Origin of the sequence: Sphingobacterium micropteri, assembly GCF_014692515.1 — a bacterium.
Lineage (GTDB): Bacteria > Bacteroidota > Bacteroidia > Sphingobacteriales > Sphingobacteriaceae > Sphingobacterium > Sphingobacterium micropteri.
Map to the genome: position 1 here is coordinate 41,166 of NZ_JACOIK010000012.1, position 20,228 is coordinate 61,393.

17 protein-coding genes and 1 other RNA gene are annotated in these 20,228 nt (G+C 40.6%); 11 read left to right on the forward strand and 7 right to left on the reverse strand.

All coding sequences use genetic code 11. The features are described from left to right. Positions 1-42: 42 nt before the first annotated feature. The 3 genes from H8B06_RS16410 (at position 43) to H8B06_RS16420 (ending at position 4,197) form a co-directional block, all read left to right on the forward strand. Complete coding sequence (locus H8B06_RS16410) at positions 43-2,199, forward strand: peptidase domain-containing ABC transporter (RefSeq protein ID WP_190995302.1); 2,157 nt, start codon at positions 43-45, stop codon at positions 2,197-2,199. A 35-nt stretch (positions 2,200-2,234) separates the two neighbouring features. Beyond that, positions 2,235-3,569 carry a TolC family protein gene (locus H8B06_RS16415; protein ID WP_190995303.1) on the forward strand — a complete coding sequence of 445 codons (1,335 nt, stop codon included), beginning with the start codon at positions 2,235-2,237 and terminating at the stop codon, positions 3,567-3,569. Between the two features lie 85 nt (positions 3,570-3,654). Next, positions 3,655-4,197 carry a helix-turn-helix transcriptional regulator gene (locus tag H8B06_RS16420; RefSeq protein WP_190995304.1) on the forward strand — a complete coding sequence of 181 codons (543 nt, stop codon included), beginning with the start codon at positions 3,655-3,657 and terminating at the stop codon, positions 4,195-4,197. Between the two features lie 176 nt (positions 4,198-4,373). Here H8B06_RS16420 and H8B06_RS16425 read toward each other — a convergent pair whose 3' ends face one another. After that, a complete protein-coding gene (locus H8B06_RS16425; RefSeq protein WP_190995305.1) occupies positions 4,374-5,765 on the reverse strand; it encodes an arginine decarboxylase in 1,392 nt (463 codons plus the stop codon). A 109-nt stretch (positions 5,766-5,874) separates the two neighbouring features. On the opposite strand from H8B06_RS16425, the gene argS reads away from it, so the two are divergent. From argS to H8B06_RS16450, 5 genes are all read left to right on the forward strand, one after another. Beyond that, positions 5,875-7,659, forward strand: coding sequence for an arginine--tRNA ligase (argS, locus tag H8B06_RS16430; protein WP_190995306.1), 1,785 nt, complete (start codon positions 5,875-5,877; stop codon positions 7,657-7,659). Positions 7,660-7,817: 158 nt separating this feature from the next. Further along, positions 7,818-8,897 (forward strand): Gfo/Idh/MocA family oxidoreductase, encoded by a 1,080-nt coding sequence (locus H8B06_RS16435; protein WP_190995307.1) that lies wholly within the window; start codon positions 7,818-7,820, stop codon positions 8,895-8,897. A gap of 57 nt (positions 8,898-8,954) precedes the next feature. Continuing rightward, positions 8,955-10,151: a BaiN/RdsA family NAD(P)/FAD-dependent oxidoreductase gene (locus H8B06_RS16440; protein WP_223857724.1), complete on the forward strand. Its 1,197-nt coding sequence runs from the start codon at positions 8,955-8,957 to the stop codon at positions 10,149-10,151. Positions 10,152-10,170: 19 nt separating this feature from the next. Then, positions 10,171-10,562: RNase P RNA component class A (gene rnpB, locus H8B06_RS16445), an RNA gene on the forward strand. Positions 10,563-10,611: 49 nt separating this feature from the next. Then, on the forward strand, positions 10,612-11,997 hold the full coding sequence (locus H8B06_RS16450; RefSeq protein WP_190995308.1) for a sigma-54-dependent transcriptional regulator: 1,386 nt from the start codon (positions 10,612-10,614) through the stop codon (positions 11,995-11,997). A 42-nt stretch (positions 11,998-12,039) separates the two neighbouring features. On the opposite strand, the gene H8B06_RS16455 is transcribed toward H8B06_RS16450, so the two are convergent. Further along, the gene (locus H8B06_RS16455; RefSeq protein WP_190995309.1) at positions 12,040-12,186 is read right to left on the reverse strand and encodes an LPXTG cell wall anchor domain-containing protein; all 147 of its coding nucleotides are present in this window, start codon (positions 12,184-12,186) and stop codon (positions 12,040-12,042) included. Between the two features lie 195 nt (positions 12,187-12,381). After that, complete coding sequence (locus H8B06_RS16460) at positions 12,382-13,233, reverse strand: ATP cone domain-containing protein (RefSeq protein ID WP_223857725.1); 852 nt, start codon at positions 13,231-13,233, stop codon at positions 12,382-12,384. A gap of 92 nt (positions 13,234-13,325) precedes the next feature. Between H8B06_RS16460 and H8B06_RS16465 the strand changes: the two genes are divergently transcribed. Continuing rightward, complete coding sequence (locus H8B06_RS16465; RefSeq protein ID WP_190995310.1) at positions 13,326-13,625, forward strand: YgaP-like transmembrane domain; 300 nt, start codon at positions 13,326-13,328, stop codon at positions 13,623-13,625. Between the two features lie 66 nt (positions 13,626-13,691). Here H8B06_RS16465 and H8B06_RS16470 read toward each other — a convergent pair whose 3' ends face one another. From H8B06_RS16470 to H8B06_RS16485, 4 genes are read right to left on the reverse strand one after another with little or no spacing between them, the layout of a single operon-like run. Further along, positions 13,692-14,501: a phosphate ABC transporter ATP-binding protein gene (locus H8B06_RS16470; RefSeq protein WP_190995311.1), complete on the reverse strand. Its 810-nt coding sequence runs from the start codon at positions 14,499-14,501 to the stop codon at positions 13,692-13,694. Next, positions 14,456-15,313 (reverse strand): PstA family ABC transporter permease, encoded by an 858-nt coding sequence (locus H8B06_RS16475; protein WP_190995312.1) that lies wholly within the window; start codon positions 15,311-15,313, stop codon positions 14,456-14,458. The genes H8B06_RS16470 and H8B06_RS16475 overlap by 46 nt, the downstream gene beginning before the upstream one ends. Further along, entirely contained in the window at positions 15,310-16,197 is an 888-nt protein-coding gene (pstC, locus tag H8B06_RS16480) for a phosphate ABC transporter permease subunit PstC (protein ID WP_317170945.1), read from the reverse strand. Before pstC ends, H8B06_RS16475 begins: the two co-directional genes overlap by 4 nt. Beyond that, entirely contained in the window at positions 16,194-17,162 is a 969-nt protein-coding gene (locus H8B06_RS16485; RefSeq protein ID WP_190995313.1) for a PstS family phosphate ABC transporter substrate-binding protein, read from the reverse strand. Before H8B06_RS16485 ends, pstC begins: the two co-directional genes overlap by 4 nt. Before the next feature lie 174 nt (positions 17,163-17,336). On the opposite strand from H8B06_RS16485, the gene H8B06_RS16490 reads away from it, so the two are divergent. Next, the gene (locus tag H8B06_RS16490) at positions 17,337-19,445 is read left to right on the forward strand and encodes a nitrite reductase (RefSeq protein WP_190995314.1); all 2,109 of its coding nucleotides are present in this window, start codon (positions 17,337-17,339) and stop codon (positions 19,443-19,445) included. Positions 19,446-19,447: 2 nt separating this feature from the next. Further along, the gene (cobA, locus tag H8B06_RS16495; protein ID WP_190995315.1) at positions 19,448-20,227 is read left to right on the forward strand and encodes a uroporphyrinogen-III C-methyltransferase; all 780 of its coding nucleotides are present in this window, start codon (positions 19,448-19,450) and stop codon (positions 20,225-20,227) included. Position 20,228: the final 1 nt, after the last annotated feature.

Sequence of the window (20,228 nt, forward strand, 5' to 3'; positions counted from 1 at the left end):
ATATATATTAACCTCCCGAGATTTGTACTGTTAACTCTCGACATGAAGAAACAGATACAAATCAAACAGCACGATATCCTTGATTGCGGTGCAGCATGTTTGGCATCCGTCGCTGCTCATTATGGATTATCCCTACCTATCGCTAAAATAAGGCAATATTGCCATACCGACACACGTGGAACGAACGTACTCGGAATGATACAAGGTCTGGATGCTATGGGATTCAACGCGAAGGGGGTGCGCGGTAATATGGAAGCGCTAGAGCAAATACCGCTACCCGCAATTGCTCATGTGGTTATTAAGGAGCAGTTACAACATTACGTCGTTGTTTATAAAGTAGATAAAAACCTTATCACCGTTATGGATCCGGCTATCGGCAAAATGGAGAAGCATACTGCCGAAGAATTTGCAAAAATATGGACGGGTGTCTTGATTCTATTGGAACCAAACGAGTATTTCGAACAGCGCAACGAAAAAACAAGTATCTATCAACGCTTCTGGCACTTACTAAAACCACATAAATCTATCGTTATACAAGCGTTAATAGGAGCGATAATTTATACCCTACTAGGATTGTCCACTTCAATTTATATAGAAAAGATAACCGATTACGTGTTGGTCGATGGCAATCTCCGGTTGCTAAATTTATTATCTGTTGGAATGATTATTATTCTCTTGTTTCAACTTTTTATTGGTGCAATGAAGAGTATTCTGGTATTGCAAACGGGGCAAAGGATAGATCGGTATTTGATCCTAGGATACTATAAACATCTGTTGACATTACCACAACGCTTTTTTGATACAATGAAAGTGGGCGAGATTATTTCGCGTGTAAACGACGCAGTGAAAATCCGTGCCTTTATCAATGATGCAGCTATACAATTAGTGGTCAATGTGTTTATCGTCATATTCTCTTTTGCACTGATGTTTACCTATTATTGGAAACTGGCACTGATAGTAGCATTGGTTATTCCTTTTTATCTTCTTGTATACTGGATAAGCAACAGGCTAAACAAGAAAGTCGAGAGACGGATGATGGAGGAGGGTGCAGAATTGGAATCACATCTGGTAGAATCCCTTAATGCCGTTAAAACCATCAAACAATTTGGTATCGAACCGTTTGCCAACAACAAAACCGATAATAAGTTTTCACTCTTACTCAAAACGATTTATAAGTCGGTGCTGAACGGTCTTTTTTCGGGTACATCCTCCGAATTTTTATCTCGTGTCTTTACCATTGTGCTGCTATGGGTTGGCTCTACCTATGTAATTGACCGTGTTATTACACCAGGGGAATTATTATCCTTTTATGCTTTAATTGGTTACTTTACCTCGCCTGTTTCGCAATTAATTGAGATGAACAAAACCATTCAAAATGCGTTGATCGCTTCTGATCGTCTTTTTGAGATCATGGATTTAGAACGGGAAGAATCTACTGACAAGATCGAACTACAGGCGGCACATATAGGTGATATTACTTTTAATGCCGTATCGTTCAGTTATGGGTCAAGAGCGGAAGTTTTTTCAGATTTTAACTGTCGCTTTGAAAAGGGAAAAACTACGGCTATTGTAGGTGAAAGTGGCTCTGGCAAGTCCACTATAGCTGCATTGATACAGAACCTATATCCTCTCAAAAAAGGTAAAATTCAAATCGGTGAATATGATATTCAATATCTTTCGCATCATTCTTTACGCACATTGATTTCTGTTGTGCCTCAACAAATTGACCTTTTTTCGGGAAATGTCGTCGAAAACATCGCTTTGGGTGAAGAGTTTCCAGATGTACAGCGCATCATGGACATTACAAAACGAATCGGAATTCTTCCTTTTGTCGAAAAGCTACCAAGTGGTTTCCAAACGTATTTAGGTGAAAACGGTGCGCTTTTATCTGGCGGACAACGGCAGCGTATTGCTATCGCGAGAGCATTATACCGCCAACCGGAGATATTGATTCTGGACGAAGCAACATCCGCGCTCGATACAGAATCCGAACGTATTATACAACAGGCATTCAAGCTTTTGAAAGAGCAGGGGAAAACATTGATTGTTTTTGCACATCGCCTCAGTACCGTTGTCCACGCGGATAAAATCATAGTTTTAAAAGAAGGTAAGGTTATTGAGGAAGGCACACATCAGCAATTGTTGCAACAGGGAAATTCGATGTATAAAGAGATGTGGGAAAAACAGGGATTGATATAGAGAATAATGTCTGAACTATGGTTGTTTTGATTTCAATGATAAATAGAGTTTATTTCACCATTTTGTGCTGCTTCTTTCTATTGCCAACAGCCACAAATGCACAAAAGCGATGGACATTGGAAGACTGTATCGAGCATGCGTTACAGCATAATCTCGATATCGGGCACAAAACGGTGGACATAGCTTTGAGAGAGCAGGACTGGCAAATGGCAAAAAGAGAACGCATGCCCAGTGTAAACGGTTATACTAACATCTACTCTAATTTTGGGCATTCACAAGACGTCTTTGGTACAATCCAGCGTAACGACAATCTAAATAGCAACATGGGTATAACGGCTGAAATTATATTGCATAATTTCGGAACGTTGCGAAATAAAATTAAGCAAACTCAAATCGATAAAAACGCAACAGAACTGGAACGGCTTATTTTAGAGCGGGAGTTAACTGTAAAAGTGATTCAAGGTTATCTAGATATGTTGTTACAACAAGCTCTAGTTCAAGCCCGCGATTCCGCTGTATTACATGCTAATCACCTGTTTGAACGCGCCAAACGAACAACAAAAATCGGGACGACGGCGTTGGCAGATGTCTATGAAGCGCAAGCTGCTCTAGCACGTGAAAATCAGCAATTGGAAAGCGCAAAAATAGATGTAGAAAGGGCTCGTCTACACCTTGCGCAATTGATGTTATTAGAAGATGAACAATCGCTCGATATTATGCCAGTACAAATGCCCTCCACGTCACTTTTTGCAGGAGTTTTTGATAAATCAACGGTACTAAAAACGGTATATAGCCATCACCCTGTTCTACAACGATTCGATACATTGGCGCGTGGGATGGATATTGAACGCCGTTTGATTCGCGGGGCGAATTACCCTACATTAAAAGGTTCTACGTCTATCGGTAGTACTTATTTTAATCCCTTACGTTTTACGGAAAAAGATAATTTCTTCCGACAGACTCAGGATAACTTTGCGCAACAAGTTGCCATCACCGCAAGTATTCCAATATTTAATAAGGGGCAAACCCGAGTACAATTGAAGCAACTGGATCTATCTAAGTCGCAATTGATGTTGGAAAAAGAACGCGAAAAACAAGAAATACGAAATCAGATACAGCAACTTTTATTTGATTTTCAGAGCAATCAACAACAACATAAAACGGCGAAAGAAGTGATGACACACTCGGAACAATCTATGTTACTAACACAAAAAAGCTACGAGGCCGGTAGAAGTAGTATTTATGATTATAACAACAGCCGTAATCAGTTTATTCAAGCACAAAATGATTGGTTACGGGCACAATACAGCGAATTATTCAGTTATAAGATGTTAATGTTCCAGATGACAGGACAAGCCCAAGTTGAATAAAATATAGTACTATTGAAGGATTGGCAATAATTAATATGAAGCACATCCTCCGACACAACGGTCTTATTATACTAGAATTAAACCTGTGTACAGCGCTTTTCCTGTAATTGGTTTACCGTGGCAGATTATACCATTCAAGACCTGTGAAGTGGCTCGCCAGAGTAAGAGGTACCATGAACAATTGGTAGCTTCAAAGGAGGCGAATAAAGATGAACTTTGGATAAAAGGAAAAATTCTAAAAGATCATCTTTCTAAGATTTACAGGTACGAGTACGAATGCCGAATAGAAGTTATCTTAGAAACATTGGGATGGTCGCGATGGACATTAAGGACTATAGCAAATAATGCCCTGGGCGGTTCGGTGAGCAGGTATTTGGCAAAGCTGGGGGAGGAAAAAGCTGTTGAACTTTTGCTGACAACTCAATTGCAGATACAGGAGATTGCTTTGAAGATCGGTTTTCCACCTCGGTTGCTTTTATCAAAGCTTTTAAAAGGGCTAAGGGTATTTCGCCCAATGAATACCGGAGCAGAAAAAGAAGCGATTAGCCGAAATGGAGAGCTTCGTGAGGAATTGAAAATTTCCCAAGAGGCAGTGGCTTTTGAGCTCAATATGTCACAAGCAGCCTAACAGTGGTACACATTCCGGTGCGGGCGGTAAACGCCAACGGTGTAAGCGAATGGACACCACCTATTAAACATATTGTACGCTAACCATTATGACGCGACCTAAAAATAGAAAAGCATCGGTTGCCCGATGCTTTTTCATGAAAATATTATGACTTATAATTTATAACTCATTACTCCTTACTGATAGCCTAACAACTTCATCACCTGTTTAGAATTCTGCTCTTCTCCAAAAACTTCAAAATTGAATGTCTCATCGCGGTTTCTACGGATCAGTACATGCTTAGGAGAAGGTAGCAAACAATGATGAATACCACCATAACCGCTTAACACATCTTGATAAGCGCCCGTGTGGAAAAACCCAACGTATTGTACCTTACGGGTTTTCGGCATAAAAATAGAATCCATATGTGCTTCCTGATTATAATAATCTTGTCCGTCACAAGTAATACCGCCTAACGTGACACGCTCGTATTCCGAATCCCAGTTATTTATAGGCAAGAGGATATATTTTTGGTTTAACGCCCAAACATCCGGTAGATTGGTGATAAAAGAACCATCAATCATAAACCATTTTTCCCGATCGTTTTGCTGCTTACGCCCCAATACTTTATACAAAATACCTGAAGCTTCTGCTACCGTATATTTACCGAACTCGGTAATAATATCGGGTTCCATTACCTCATGATGTGCACAGATCTGTTTGATGCGATTAATGATTTCGTTTACCATATATTCATAATCGAAATCATGTACTAAAGAATCTTTAAACGGCATGCCCCCGCCGATATCTAGGGTATCGAGATCCGGGTTTACTTTTTTAAATTTACAGTATAACGTCACGTATTTCTCCAGCTCATTCCAGTAATACGGTGTATCGGAAATACCGGAATTGATAAAGAAATGTAATAGTTTGACCTTGAAATTTGGATTGTTTACAATTTTATTGTTATAAAAATCGATCACATCTTCCGACCGTATACCCAACCGCGATGTATAGAATTGTGAATCTGGCTGTTCCTCCGATGCGATGCGGATACCCAGCGCACAAGGCTCGTCCAATTCGATCTCATCGTCATACAAATTAAACTCTTCTTTATTATCCAAGACGGGAACAATATTTTTAAACCCATCGTGGATCATATCAATGATATACTGCTTATATTGGTAGGTCTTGAAGCCGTTACAAATTACGGTAATATCCTTACTAACCGTTCCGGCACGCTCTAACGCATCAATCATCGGCATATCAAAAGCAGATGACGTCTCCAAATGGATGTCATTTTTCAGCGCTTCTTCGACGATGTGCTTGAAGTGTGAAGATTTTGTACAATAACAGTATTTATAAGTTCCTCGGTAGTCATTCTTTAGAATGGCCGTTTGGAACAAAATTTTTGCTTGTTGAATTTTTTTGCTGACGATAGGTAAATAGGTAAAACGCAATGGTGTGCCATACGTTTCTATCATCTCCATCAAATTCAGATCGTGGAAGTACAATTCGTCGTCGATAACTTCGAACCCGTCTTGCGGAAAACCAACACTTAAGTCAAGAAATTCCTGATAGCTTTGCATTTTTTATTATTTTTGGCAAAGATATACTTTCATGATGAATACCTTGCTATCTAAGGTTTAAATTTTGATATTCATTATCAGATAGTTATAAAAATTACGAAATAATTACATGGCTAATTCTATTCAACATACTTTAATTGCGCAGACTATTCGTGCCGTGCAGGAGCTATATAGTGCGGATATTCCTTCCGCACAGGTAACGCTACAGGAAACTCGGAAAGAGTTTGAGGGGCATATCACGGTTGTCGTTTTTCCTGTAACACGTTTCTCCAAGAAATCTCCCGAGCAGACAGGTGCAGATATTGGGGAATGGTTAAAAGCGAACGTTCGGGAAATTGCTGACTTCAACGTGATTAAGGGCTTTTTAAATATTAGTCTTTCCAATCAATATTGGATAACACTGGTCAATACGGCATTGGTAGCCCCGACTTTTGGATCTTTCCCTGCTAATGGAAAGAAAATCATGGTGGAGTATAGTTCTCCCAACACTAACAAACCGCTTCACCTAGGACATATACGTAACAACTTATTAGGTTACTCGGTTGCGGAGATTTTAAAAGCTTATGGCTATGATGTCGTGAAAGCCAATCTTGTCAATGATCGTGGTATCCACATTTGTAAGTCGATGCTCGCTTGGCAGAAATATGGAAATGGCGAAACACCCGCTTCTTCCGGACTGAAGGGTGATCATCTGGTCGGAAAATATTACGTTATCTTCGATAAAGAATACAAGAAGGAAATTGACGCTTTGAAAGAGCAGGGGCAAACGGAAGAGGAAGCAAAAAAGAATGCCCCGTTGATAAAAGAAGCGCAGGCAATGTTGCAAAAATGGGAAGCTAACGACGAAGACGTTATCGCGTTATGGAAGACGATGAATGGTTGGGTATACGAAGGATTCGAACAAACCTATAAGCAATTGGGGGTAGATTTTGATAAGTTTTATTATGAATCGAACACGTATCTACTCGGTAAGGATATTATTCAGGAAGGGTTGGACAAAGGTGTTTTCTTCCGGAAAGAAGACAACTCCGTTTGGATTGACTTAACAGATGAAGGGCTAGACCAGAAATTGGTATTAAGAGGGGACGGCACGTCGGTATATATTACGCAGGATTTAGGCACTGCTCAGCTAAAATATGACGAGTTCAAAATGGACGAGTCGATTTATGTGGTCGGTAATGAGCAGGATTATCATTTTAAAGTGTTATTTCTCATTTTAAAAAAATTAGGAAAATCTTGGGCTGAAGGCTTATACCATTTATCCTACGGTATGGTTGACTTGCCTTCAGGAAAAATGAAATCTAGGGAAGGAACGGTGGTTGATGCAGATGATTTGATGGCAGAAATGTTGGAAACCGCCAAAATGCGTACCGAAGAATTAGGCAAAACCGAGGGATTAGGAGAGGAGGAAAAGTCCTTTCTGTACAATACTATCGGCATGGGGGCATTAAAATACTTTTTGTTGAAAGTGGACCCTAAAAAGCGATTATTATTTGACCCTAATGAGTCTGTTGATTTTCAAGGACATACCGGTCCATTTATTCAATACACCCATGCACGTATTAAGTCGGTGCTCCGTAAAGCCTCTTTTGACGCGTCTGTTTCTTTAGGAAATCCTTCTGCGCTGTCTGTCTATGAACAAGATTTAATACAATCATTAAGTCGCTATCCCGAAGTGTTGGAAGCCTCAGCGAAAGAGTTTTCGCCCGCCCAACTGGCGAATTATGCTTATGAGTTAGCCAAGTTATACAACAAGTTTTATCACGAGGAAAGTATTCTAAAAGCTGAGGATGAAACCGTGAAAAACTTCCGTTTACACTTGTCGGCCATAGCCGCACGGATTATTTCAGAATGTATGCGGTTGCTAGGAATTGAAGTGCCGGAAAGGATGTAGGTTTTTCTCTTCTTTTTTTACCTCAAAAAAAGAAGCAAAAAAAATCGTCGCTTCGGATCTTTGCCATCAGGGATAATACTAAGGATGTATTTCTACAGTTGTCAAAGATCCGGAGGCGACATGTAGTGTTAACGGATGGATAGTACAATATGGAAACGATGCAAAAAAAATATAAAATAGGATTAATTGGATTTTCGATAGGAGGACAGGTCTTTCATGCACCTTTCATTGCTGGAAATCCATTGTTGGAATTGTATAAAGTAACGGCTCGAAAACCCGAGCAACAGCAAATTTTAACGAACAAATATCCCTCGGCGATAGCCGTATCGACCGTAGATGAAATCATAGATGATCCGCTGGTGGATATTGTGGTGGTAGCAACCTCCAATGATGTGCATTTTTCACTAACCAAACGTGCGTTGGAAGCAGGAAAGCATGTTGTCGTGGAAAAACCTTTCACGAATACCACGGCGGAAGCGGATGAACTGATTGCGCTTGCAAAGGAAAAAGGACGTGTGTTAACCGTGCATCACAATGCACGCTTTCATTCTGATTTTAAGACGGTTAAAAAAGTAATACAGGGTAAGAGATTAGGTTCGGTGGTCAATTATCAAGCACGTTATGATCGTTTTAGAAATTTTCTACGCGAGGGAGCTTGGCGGGAGCAAGATTTGCCGGGTTCTGGTATCCATTATGACTTGGGTGCACATTTGATAGATCAGGCGTTGCAACTATTCGGAAAACCCGATGCCGTCTTTGCAGATCTGCGCAAACAACGCGAACATGCTAAAGCTATAGACGATTTTGAATTTATTTTAAGTTATCCGACGCGTAAAATTTCGTTATTTGGACAGATGCTGGCCAAAGAGTCAACACCCCGGTTCGCGATATATGGCCTACAGGGTTCTTTTGTGAAGCCGGGCGTAGATCCGCAGGAGGAAAAGTTACGCAATGGGGCGCTCCCGCATAAGGTCGACAATTGGGGCTTGGAAGATGAATCGACTTATGGAAGATTAAATGTGATCGAAAATCGACAAGATGTACGCGAGACTATCCCCAGTGAAAAAGGCACTGGGCAGGACTTCTACCAAAATCTGGTGGAGGTATTGGACGGTGATGCCGAACTCCTGATAACACCACAACAAGCAAGAGACGTTATCCGTATTCTTGAAGCGGCGGAACAATCTTGGACCGAGCAACGCGTAATTTCGCTGAAAGAACAACTAATCGCTTATTGATTTTTCAAAAGTATTACTTTTTTCTTTATCACCTTGTAATCCTGTAACCACATCACCTTGAAAAATTACGACGCAATCATCATCGGTGCAGGGGCTTGTGGCCTCATGTGTGCCGCGCAAGCGGGCCTATTGGGGAAGCGGACATTGATACTGGAAAAAAATAACAAACCCGGAGCCAAGATATTGATATCGGGTGGCGGTCGTTGTAACTATACGAATCTCTACACGGAACCCGATAATTTTGTAACCGAAAATCCATCTTTTTTACACGCGGCTTTCTCCCAATGGACAGTGCAGGATACCATTTCCTTTTTTGATACATTTGGCGGGATTCAGGGCGAGGAAAAAACACTTGGTCAACTTTTTCCCAAATCAAATAAAGCCAAAGATATTGTAGCTGTGTTTACCAAACTACTCTATGAAACTGGGCAGGATATTTGGTTGCATACCGAAGTAAAATCCGTCAGGAGACAAGGAGAGGGATATGCCGTATCTTTTGTAAGGGAAGGAAACGAACAACATCTTTTTTGTAAGAAAGTAGTTTTTGCTTCCGGAGGTTTACCAGTTGCTAAATTGGGGGCTTCCGATTTTGCCGTACGAACAGCGCGTCAATTCAGTTTGTCTGTTGTGGCCACGGCGCCTGCACTCGTTCCACTAACTATTACCGGAAAAGAGGCAATTTGGTATGCGTCGCTAGCGGGAAACAGTGTTTTTGCAAGGGTTTATAATGATAAGATCAGTTTTGAGGAAAACATTCTTTTTACGCATTGGGGATTGAGTGGTCCTGCTATTTTACAAATATCGTCGTATTGGCGTGCAGGGGAGACCTTCACGATAGACCTTCTTCCTAAATTCCGTTTAGAGGAGCTGATCAAAAATGAGCGAACAGCAGGAGGGAAACGAACGGTAGGACAACTACTGAACGATTATTTTACAAAAAAGATAGTAGAGGCCATGGGGAAATTTCTTCCGGTTGATCTGAAGATCGCATCATTAAGCAAGGCAGATGCTAAATTAATATATGATACTATACATAAATTTGTCGTTAAACCGGCAGGTGATAAGGGTTATGATAGAGCCGAAGTGATGCGAGGTGGTGTGTCCACCAATGAACTCCATCCACGTACGCTGGAAGCAAAAAAGCAACCAGGGCTTTATTTCGGAGGCGAAGCGGTAGATATCACGGGGTGGCTGGGTGGTTATAATTTTCAATGGGCTTGGGCATCAGGCTATCTGATTGCACAGGATTTATAATTTTCTTACCTTTGCACCGAAGCAAACTGGTTCTATCGCTGTCTTGCCCTTGGGCAGGAGAGAGGAAAGTCCGGGCAACATAGAGCAACACGCTTCCTAACGGGAAGGCTCTTATGTGAATAAGAGACAGAAAGTGCCACAGAAAAAATACCGCTACGACGTTTGTCGCAGTAAGGGTGAAAACGTGAGGTAAGAGCTCACGGTCTTGTATGGTGACATGCATTACGGTAAACCTCGTGTGTTGAAAGACCAAATAGGTTGCGAACCTCGAAGGCTGCTCGTCTTCTCCCGACTTGTCGGGATTCGTAATGGGTAGGTTGATGGAGCTTGTATGTGAATGCAAGCCTAGATAAATGATAGAAATCCAAAATAATATGGATACAGAACCCGGCTTATAAGGTTTGCTTCTTTTTTTTAATAAAGATACTTATATTAGTTATTCACCAAGTTAAACATATAAATGGCGACAATCTTAATCATCGACGATGAACGTCCTATAAGGAGCTCGTTACGCGATATTTTGGAATATGAAGATTACAAAGTACTGGATGCCGATAACGGGTTTGATGGATTAGATATTCTGAAAAAAGAGAAAATCGACCTCGTTCTTTGTGATATCAAGATGAACAAAATGGACGGCATGGAGGTCCTGACGGAGGCGCAAGGTATCAGCGATACGCCGTTCATCATGATTTCCGGTCATGGTACTATCGAGACTGCTGTAGAGGCTGCCCGCAAAGGAGCTTTTGACTTTTTGGAAAAGCCACTTGATCTCAATAGACTGCTGATTACGGTACGTAATGCACTGGAAAAAGGGGTGTTGGTAAAAGAAACCAAGGTTCTAAAGAAAAAAGTTTCTAAAACCAAGGAAATACTTGGTGAATCATCAACAATCAGTATTATAAAAGAAACCATCGATCGGGTAGCGCCTACAGAAGCACGGGTTTTGATAACTGGAGAGAATGGCTCGGGAAAGGAACTGGTTGCACATTGGCTTCATGAAAAATCTGCTCGTGCAAGTTCTCCGTTAATAGAGGTAAACTGTGCCGCGATTCCTTCGGAACTTATCGAGTCTGAATTGTTTGGACATGAAAAAGGTTCATTTACATCTGCCGTAAAGCAACGCATCGGAAAGTTCGAACAAGCTAATGGTGGTACGTTATTTTTAGATGAAATTGGTGATATGAGCCTTTCGGCGCAAGCTAAGGTGTTGCGGGCGCTACAGGAAAACAAAATAACACGTGTAGGTGGAGAAAAGGAAATCGATGTGAATGTCCGCGTTATCGCCGCAACAAACAAGGACCTATTGAAAGAAATCGAGAACGGTAATTTTCGGATGGACCTTTACCACCGTTTAAGTGTAATCTTAATTCATGTTCCATCCCTAAAACAACGTGCGGCGGATATTCCGATTATCGCCTCCAGTTTCTGTGAAGAAATATGCGGGGGGTATAATACACCGATAAAAGAAATTACAGAGGGCGCAATGCGAGCTTTACAAGCCTTACCTTGGACCGGAAATATCCGTGAACTGCGGAATATGATCGAGCGGTTGATTATACTGAGTGATAAGAAAATTACGGAAAGAGAAGTGGCTTTGTATGCAAATCCCACAAATAACCATATAGCAGAAGGCAACAATCAGGTGTCGAAGACGGATCAGGGATTGTATTTTGATAAATTTGAATCTTTTCAAGATTTTAAAGATCATGCTGAAAGAGAATTTATCAACTTTAAACTGGATAAGAATGGTTGGAACGTTTCAAAGACAGCTGATGATATTGGGATACAACGCAGTCATCTATATCATAAAATTGAAAAATTTGGATTAAAGCGTGCAGACTAGCGCACATGACAAAAGAGCGGTGGAAAGATGTCCACCGCTTTTTTAATCATTGAATTTTCGCTTTTGTCTCCTATAGAGCACAATAATAATAAGTAGAAGTATAATCGCCCCCACGATAATTGCTGCCGTCGACGATGTTTCCTGCCCCTCCGTAGGGATGTCTTGAATAATAAACCCCATCTTTCTCATAACTTAAATATTTTAAAAAAACACAATTGAGATAATATAATGTTTTCCCGTTTAAATAACAAACATATAGATGCAAAGATGAGGCCTTTTTTGTTAAAGTATGTTAAATAAATGTTAAAGTCATTTTATTTTTTTTCTTACAACTTGCAATTAGAGGTTTTAATTTAAACAAAAAAGAAATAACTGGTGCAAAAACTAAATTTCTTCGGTAACCAGACTGTGAATTAATTCCTGTGCTTCAATCAAAATACGTTTCTTTTGGTGTGTGGCCGTTTGCAGGTATTGAAGGTAGTCGGGGTTTTCTACCAAATCGCGAACAAGTATACAACCATTTTTGAGTAATAGGGACTTTTCCATACTGTTCAAATTAGTTAAACAAGTTACGGGATACAGCGCTAAATTGTCTACTTTGTTTTTAATGTTATTTTTCGCGGGATAGTCCCACGCTAACATATTTAATTTGTAATACTCTCCAAAACGAATGGAATCTGTTGTAAGATAGGCGTTTGTCACCAGCCAGCCATCCGTAAACTGTTGAGATGTTTCAAAAAATGAAAACGATAGTCCTTTGATATCTTTTACTCTCGAAAGGAAATACATAGGAGTGGTAACCGATATTTTGGCATCGACATCGTTTCGAAATTTACATTCTATAGCCAGCATAGTATCTCCTTTTGTGGCAATAACATCAATTTCGTGCGTTACGGCATGTCCCTGTACGGTTTTCCCTGTAATCGTTTGATAACCTCCATTGGCAAACAATTTACCGATCCATTTTTCAAAATAAAAGCCTTCTGGCCCTAAATCTCGAAGAGCTTTTTTTAAAGAATACCTGGCGGCGTAGGAATCACGATGATTTTTTAGTAAATCAAAGGCAAGCTCATAGAGCTCACGTGTGCTGATGCCGTCATAGAGACGCGGTTGTATGCGTTGAAAAACCTTCTCCACTTCTTCTTCTGAAGCCTCTGACTTAGAAAGGGAATGTTTCAATTTTTGAGGTTCAAATGGAACCAACTCTCCAGAGTATTTTTTTACATAAATCTTCATGATGATTTGTTTGGGTATCAAAAAGTACAATTTTTTACATAAACAGCAAAACATTTTGAATAAATAGACTGTTCTATTTAAAAAAATGCGTTATGGGAATTATAGAACAAGCCGTAGATACAATGAAAGTGAAACTGGACGATGCTTGCGAACAAGGCACAATAACCAGTTCCGAACGGATGCTGTCCGTGATAGCAGGTGGTTTCATTCTTGGATATTGCCTGAAGAAAGTAATTAAAAAACCATTGACCGCTCTTTCTGGTGTTACATTGGGGGGAGCCTTGATAGCCAGAGGAATAACGGGAAAATGTCCGGTTACAGGCGCAATCCACCAAGCGGAAGAAGAAGAACGTAATCTTACATTAATCGAACGCCGATATTTCGAGAAATAATCAAGTTTGTTTGTTATATACTAAATTCTGGCCAGACTATCGCGAGATGGTTTGGCTTTTTTTGTATCAACTGATAAAACCTTTGACATATTGTTGGGTAATCTCATGTTTTGGATGCAGGAGGACATCATCTGTCTTTCCAAATTCTATTATTTCGCCATTATATACAAATATGATATAATCTGACACACGTCGTGCTTGCCGAAGAATATGTGTTACGAGGACGATAGTGTAATCTTGCTTGAGTTCGATCAGTAAATTTTCAATAGTTTGGGTAGAAACAGGATCTAATGCTGAAGTCGATTCATCTCCCAAAATAATTTCTGGTTTTACCGCGAGTCCGCGAGCTAGGCATAAACGCTGTTGCTGCCCGATAGATAGTCGGGTTGCAGAAGCATCCAACCGATCTTTCACTTCATCCCATAGCCCAACGTTGCGTAATTGGGTTTCGACGATCTGCGCTAATACCTGCTTATTTTTTTCACCATGTATTCGAGGACCATATGCTACGTTATCAAAAATAGACATGGGTAAAGGGAAAGGCTTTTGCGAAAGAAGCCCCATCTTTTTGCGGATATGAGTAACTTCCGCATCTTTGGCATAAAGGTCTTCGCCGTTCACTAATACCGAACCGGTAATTTCGACGCCTTTGGTATCGTCCACGAGACGATTTAAGGTTTTGAGCAGGGTTGTTTTTCCACAACCCGACGGACCAATAATCGAAGTGATCGAATTATTAGGGATAGATAGATTGATATCTTTTAAAATACGCTTACCCTCAATGGTAACGTTCAGATTTTTAATTTGTATATGAGGGACGGAAATATTCCCTAAATCTTGTGTTTCTGCTGCTTGGATGCGAGAAGATGTGTGCATATAACGATTATTAAAATAATAAATGTTAAAACTAAAGCGGAAGCATAGGCACGTCCTTGTACTTCCGGAATCGGACTACTCAATTGAAAGAAAATAGCTAACGGTAAGGTAGCGGCGGGCTCATCTACATATTTTGGAAGATTGTCACTAAAACCCGTAGTTAACAAAACACCGGCGACATCGCCTATAGCGCGTCCAAATGCCAATAGAATAGCGGTAAAAATACCAGGCTTAATATACTTTAAGCATATTTTTGCGGTTTCCCATCTGGTCGTTCCCAAAGAAAAGGTAACATGCTTCAGATCGATAGGAATTGTTCTTAACAACTCATCTATGGTACGTACTACAATGGGGATAGTCAATAGGGTAATCGTGATGATACCACCCAATAATGAAGCCCGGATACCTACCCAAACCATGATACTGAAGGCAATCGCACCGTATACAATAGACGGAATACCAAAAAGCACATCAAACAATAATTTGCAAGAGCGTTCTAAAAAAGATCCGCTCTTTACATAAACATGCAGAAAGATGGAAATGGGAATTCCGATGAGCGTGGCAAGTAAAGTAGAGCTGGAGGCTAAATATAGCGAACCTAAGATCGCATTCAGAATACCGCCCTCTTTTCCGATGTAAAAGCCACCTTTTGGCGCTTGGCTGATCATTTCCCAGGATAAATAAGGAAGACCTTTATAGAGAATCGTTCCGATGATAAAAAAGAGAGAACCGGTAATGGTGATGCCCGAAAGTTGCATGGCCACTTTCGCTATTTTTTCTTTTAGTAGTCGCTTTTTGACATTTGACCTCATGATTTCCTCTCCAATCTGTTAAGAATTAAACGCGATATTAAATTGAACCCGAAAATAAGTACAAACAATAGTAAAGCTGCAAACATCAACGCGGAGTCGTACAGCGGTATGGACATCATCTCTCCAAAGTTATTCGCAATTAAGGCGGGTAGCGGATAGCCGGCATCGAAGAATGATTTCGGAATCTGTGGAATGTTTCCGCATACCATGAGAACGGCTATTGTTTCACCAAAGGCTCGGGAAATTCCGAGAACAACAGCGGCTATCAATCCCGGTTTGGCCTTTATCAGGATAACTTTCACGATGGTTTCCCATTTTGTAGCTCCTAACGACAGTGAAGCTGCTTTTAATTCATAGGGAATTGTCTGGAGTACTTCTACCATAATACTTACCATGATCGGGAAAATCATCACCGCCAAAACAATTCCACCAGCAAATACGGTGTAGCCGGTAGTTTCTGCTCCTACAATAGGCGCGATGTACTGGCTCAAAAAAGGAACGACAAATAATACGCCCCAAACACCATAAAGTACAGGTGGAATGGCAGCCAACACATTCATTAAAGGCAAAACCATTTTGCGCAACGCTTCACCAGCATATTCTACTAAATAGACCGAAGCCAGCACACAGAGTGGGACGGCAATAATAAGCGATATAAAAGTTACCCAGACTGTCCCCATGATAAAGGGAAGAAATCCAAAACTACCGTTCATCGGCGACCAGACACTTTCTGTAAGGATCACGCCCAAACGCTCCGCACGCAGCAAGGGCATCGACTTTATACTCAACCCAACGAGTATAATAACAATGACAACAAGGGATAAAACCAGCAGCGTGGCAAAACTCTGCCGTATTAGCTTATCTTTTATTAATCTCCAGTTCACTTTAATTTATTTAATTCATTGTTCTTTATTTCGTCATTCAATGGGACATACCCATTTTCGAGGAGATAGCCCTGTTGCTCCTTTTCCAGAACAAATTGTATAAATGCCTTTAATAAGGCTGTTTTCTTGTCGGAGTGAATGACAAATGTCAAATCGCGGGAAGGTGGAGAAGGGTACCGATTGGTGGCGACTGCATGTGTTAAGGAATCCAGGTGATCGTAGAAATCTTCTTCTTTATGGATATGGCCGTCACCATCAAGATCCAACGGAAGAATAGCGATGTGTTCTACCGTTCGCTTTGTTTTCAAATCATAAACAAAATTGATATTGCTAAAACCTATTGAAAGCGGCTTATCCTTAATCGCTTGTACTAAACCGGGATCTCCGAATATACCCACTCCTTTTAGCCCTTCTTGATGTACTCCCAGAAATTTGGCCCATGTTTCGGCAGCACCGGCGGCATCCGATCGTACGTAAACTTCGATAGGTTTATTTATAAAGCGAGCATCAAGATCACTCCAAAGCTTGTATTTTCGGTGTACAAAAATACCTTCTAGCTCTTCTTGCGTAAGACCCCGTTCCTTTAAAAGGGTATAATTCGGGTGGTTACGGTTAAAAGAACCTACTACGGCATCTTTAGCCACATGTATAGGATAAGCGCCACGCACAAGTTCCTGTTGATGCAGGTCGCGAGACACCAGACCGATATCCACCATGTTAGACAAGACGTCGGAAATACCCTTTCCAGCACCTCCTGCCGAAATATTAAACCGTACATGGGGATGTTCCTTTTTGAAATCTTCACTCCATAATACGACGATAGGATACAAAGCAAATGCACCGGAAATAGAAATATTTCCCGTATAACCTCTTTTTTCGTCGTATCCCTCTTTAACCTTAGGGGCGCACGAAATTGTTATAAATATAAATAAAAATCTGTATATTAGGTAATTGTATATTTTCACTTAACTTGCTGTTTGAATCGCTTCGGGAAATTTCTTACAAATATATACTAAATTGGTAGATTTTGTATTATTAATAGATAAAAAATTTGTAACTTTGCGAACGCGCTATTGCATAAATATAGCCGTAATGAGGAGTAAATTAGAGAATTCGTAAATAGAAAAGAGTTTAGGTTCATGCAAAGTTTTCGAACAGAATTAGAGAATCCAGTTGTTCCACAAGAGATTATTGATTTAGAAAAGAATATTCGTGCTTATAGAGAGGGGCAGATAGTCGAAGATAAATTTAAATCGTTAAGATTAGCACGTGGAATCTATGGTCAACGTCAGCCGGGTGTGCAGATGGTACGTATCAAAATTCCTTTTGGTAAGCTGACATTCAAGCAACTGCTTAAGATTGCAGATGTATCCGATGAATATGCATCGTCAAACCTCCATTTTACCACCCGCCAAGATATTCAGATACATTATGTAAGCTTGGATAGAACGCCGGAATTATGGGCCAAATTATCTGAAGATGATATTACGATTCGAGAGGCTTGTAGTAATACCGTGCGAAATGTCACCGCTTCTTGTATCGCAGGAATAGATCCCAAAGAGCCCTTTGATGTAGCTCCTTATGCACAGGGCTTTTTTAAGTATTTCCTAGGTAACCCGGTAAGTATGGAACTAGGAAGAAAATTCAAATTTGGTTTTTCTTCCAGTGAAGAGGATACAGCACTTTCTTTTATTCATGATATTGGTTTTATCCCAAAGGTGAAATATGAAAATGGTGAGGAAATAAGAGGCTTTAAGGTAGTCTTAGGAGGAAGCCTAGGTGCCCAACCTTATATTGGACAATCGGTATCGGAATTTATGCATGAGGATCTCATTATTCCTTTTTCGGAATCCGTGGTACGTGTATTTGGTATATATGGAGAACGTGCCAACAGAAATAAAGCGCGTTTGAAATTTTTGTTGAATAAAGTAGGTTTCGATGAATTCGTGAAAATGGCTGCGGAAGAGCAGATTGCTAATAAAGTTAAAAGCTATAAAATTGATCGGAATACCGTTCAAGAACCTATTCCGCCAACACCTGAAGTGGTCAACGTAGAAATACCGGCTGACAGGCAATTGGCTTATGAACAGTGGAGAGCGACAAATATATTTGAACAGAAGCAAGCGGGATATTATGGTGTATTCATAAAGGCAAAAACCGGCGATATGTCTACGGATACTGCGCGTAAACTAGTAGCCTCCGTAAGTCATCTTATCGCGGACGATATGCGTGTGACGATGAACCAAGGTTTATTGCTCAAATATGCACGGCAGGATAACCTTCCTGAGTTATTCTTAGCACTAGATACATTGGGATTAACCGAACCTGGACACGATAGTGTGGCTGATGTGACCACTTGCCCGGGAACGGATACGTGTAATCTCGGTATATCGAATTCTATGGAATTGTCACGCGTACTGGAATCCGTTATCTATGAGGAATATATTGATTTTATTCACAATAAAGAGATCAAGATAAAGATTTCGGGGTGTATGAACAGTTGTGGTCAGCACGGTATTGCCCATATCGGATTTCACGGTAGTTCGATGAAAGTCAACGGAAAAATCATGCCTACCGTGCAAGTATTATTGGGAGGTGGAGCTGTGGGTAACGGCGAGGGTCGCGCAGCAGACAAGGTGATCAAAGTTCCTTCTAAACGGGCTCCACAGGTATTACGCACCGTACTGGATGATTATAGCAATAAGGAAGCTGATTATAAAAGTTTTCTAGACTACTACGATAGTTTAGGCAAGGATTACTTTTATCAGCTCTTAAAGCCATTGGCAGATCAAAGTACCGTGGTAGACGACGAATATATAGATTGGGGACAAGATTCCGAATTCATACGTGCGATCGGCGTAGGCGAATGTGCCGGCGTAATTATCGATCTTGTAGCCGCTTTATTGGTAGATTCGCAGGAAAAATTGCATTATGCTGATTTATCCTTAAAAGCGGAGGCGTATGCTGATGGAATCTACCATACCTATACATCCTTTATCAATAGTGCAAAAGCATTATTGCTAGACAAACAAGTACACAGCAGTACACAGATTGGTATTATCAAAGATTTTGATACCCATTTTGTAGAAACAGGCGAATTTGATTTAGGACAAAAAAGCTTTGCTGATGTTGTACTTCAAATGAGTAAAAATGAACCGACGGCGGAGTTTGCTCATGCTTATTTTGCACAAGCGAAACAGTTTTTAGAACAAACGAAATCTCAGCGGGAGGCTGTAGTAGTAAAATAGTCATGCAACAAGAAAATAAACATATAGCACCAAAAGTGACTTTGGTAGGAGCAGGGCCGGGGGATCCCGACTTGATTACCTTGAAGGGGATAAAGGCTATACGGGAAGCAGATGTTATCCTGTATGATGCTTTGGTGAATGAAGAGCTGTTATCGTATGCCAAACCATCTTGTACATTGATCTATGTCGGGAAACGGGCAGAACGTATATCCACTTCGCAAGATTATATTAACAAGCTCTTGGTTGATTATGCTTTGACGCATGGCCATGTTGTACGTTTAAAAGGGGGAGATCCGTTTGTATTTGGACGCGGAGGAGAAGAGATTGATTATGTCAGACAATTTGATATCCCGACGGCTGTGATACCCGGTATATCTTCTTCTTTAGGTCTGACAGGATTGCAACAGATTCCACTAACGTATCGCGGTATCAGTGAAAGTTTTTGGGTGATTACCGGTTCTACATCCGATGGGCGTCTATCAGATGACTTGCAGTCGGCAGTGCATACCCGTGCTACTGTTGTGGTCCTTATGGGATATGCTAAATTGGCACAAATCGTCGATTTTTATCAACAACATGGCAAAGGCCAATTGCCAATAGCGCTGATTCAAAATGGGTCGTTACCAAATGAACGCATTGCATTAGGACGGATAGACAACATCTTAGAAGAGGCAGAACGAAATCTAGTGGGGGTGCCTGCAATTATCGTTTTGGGCGATGTCGTTGCTAAACACCAAGCGTTTGAAAATATTAAAAAAGAACTTCAGTCACTTACTGTTTAAT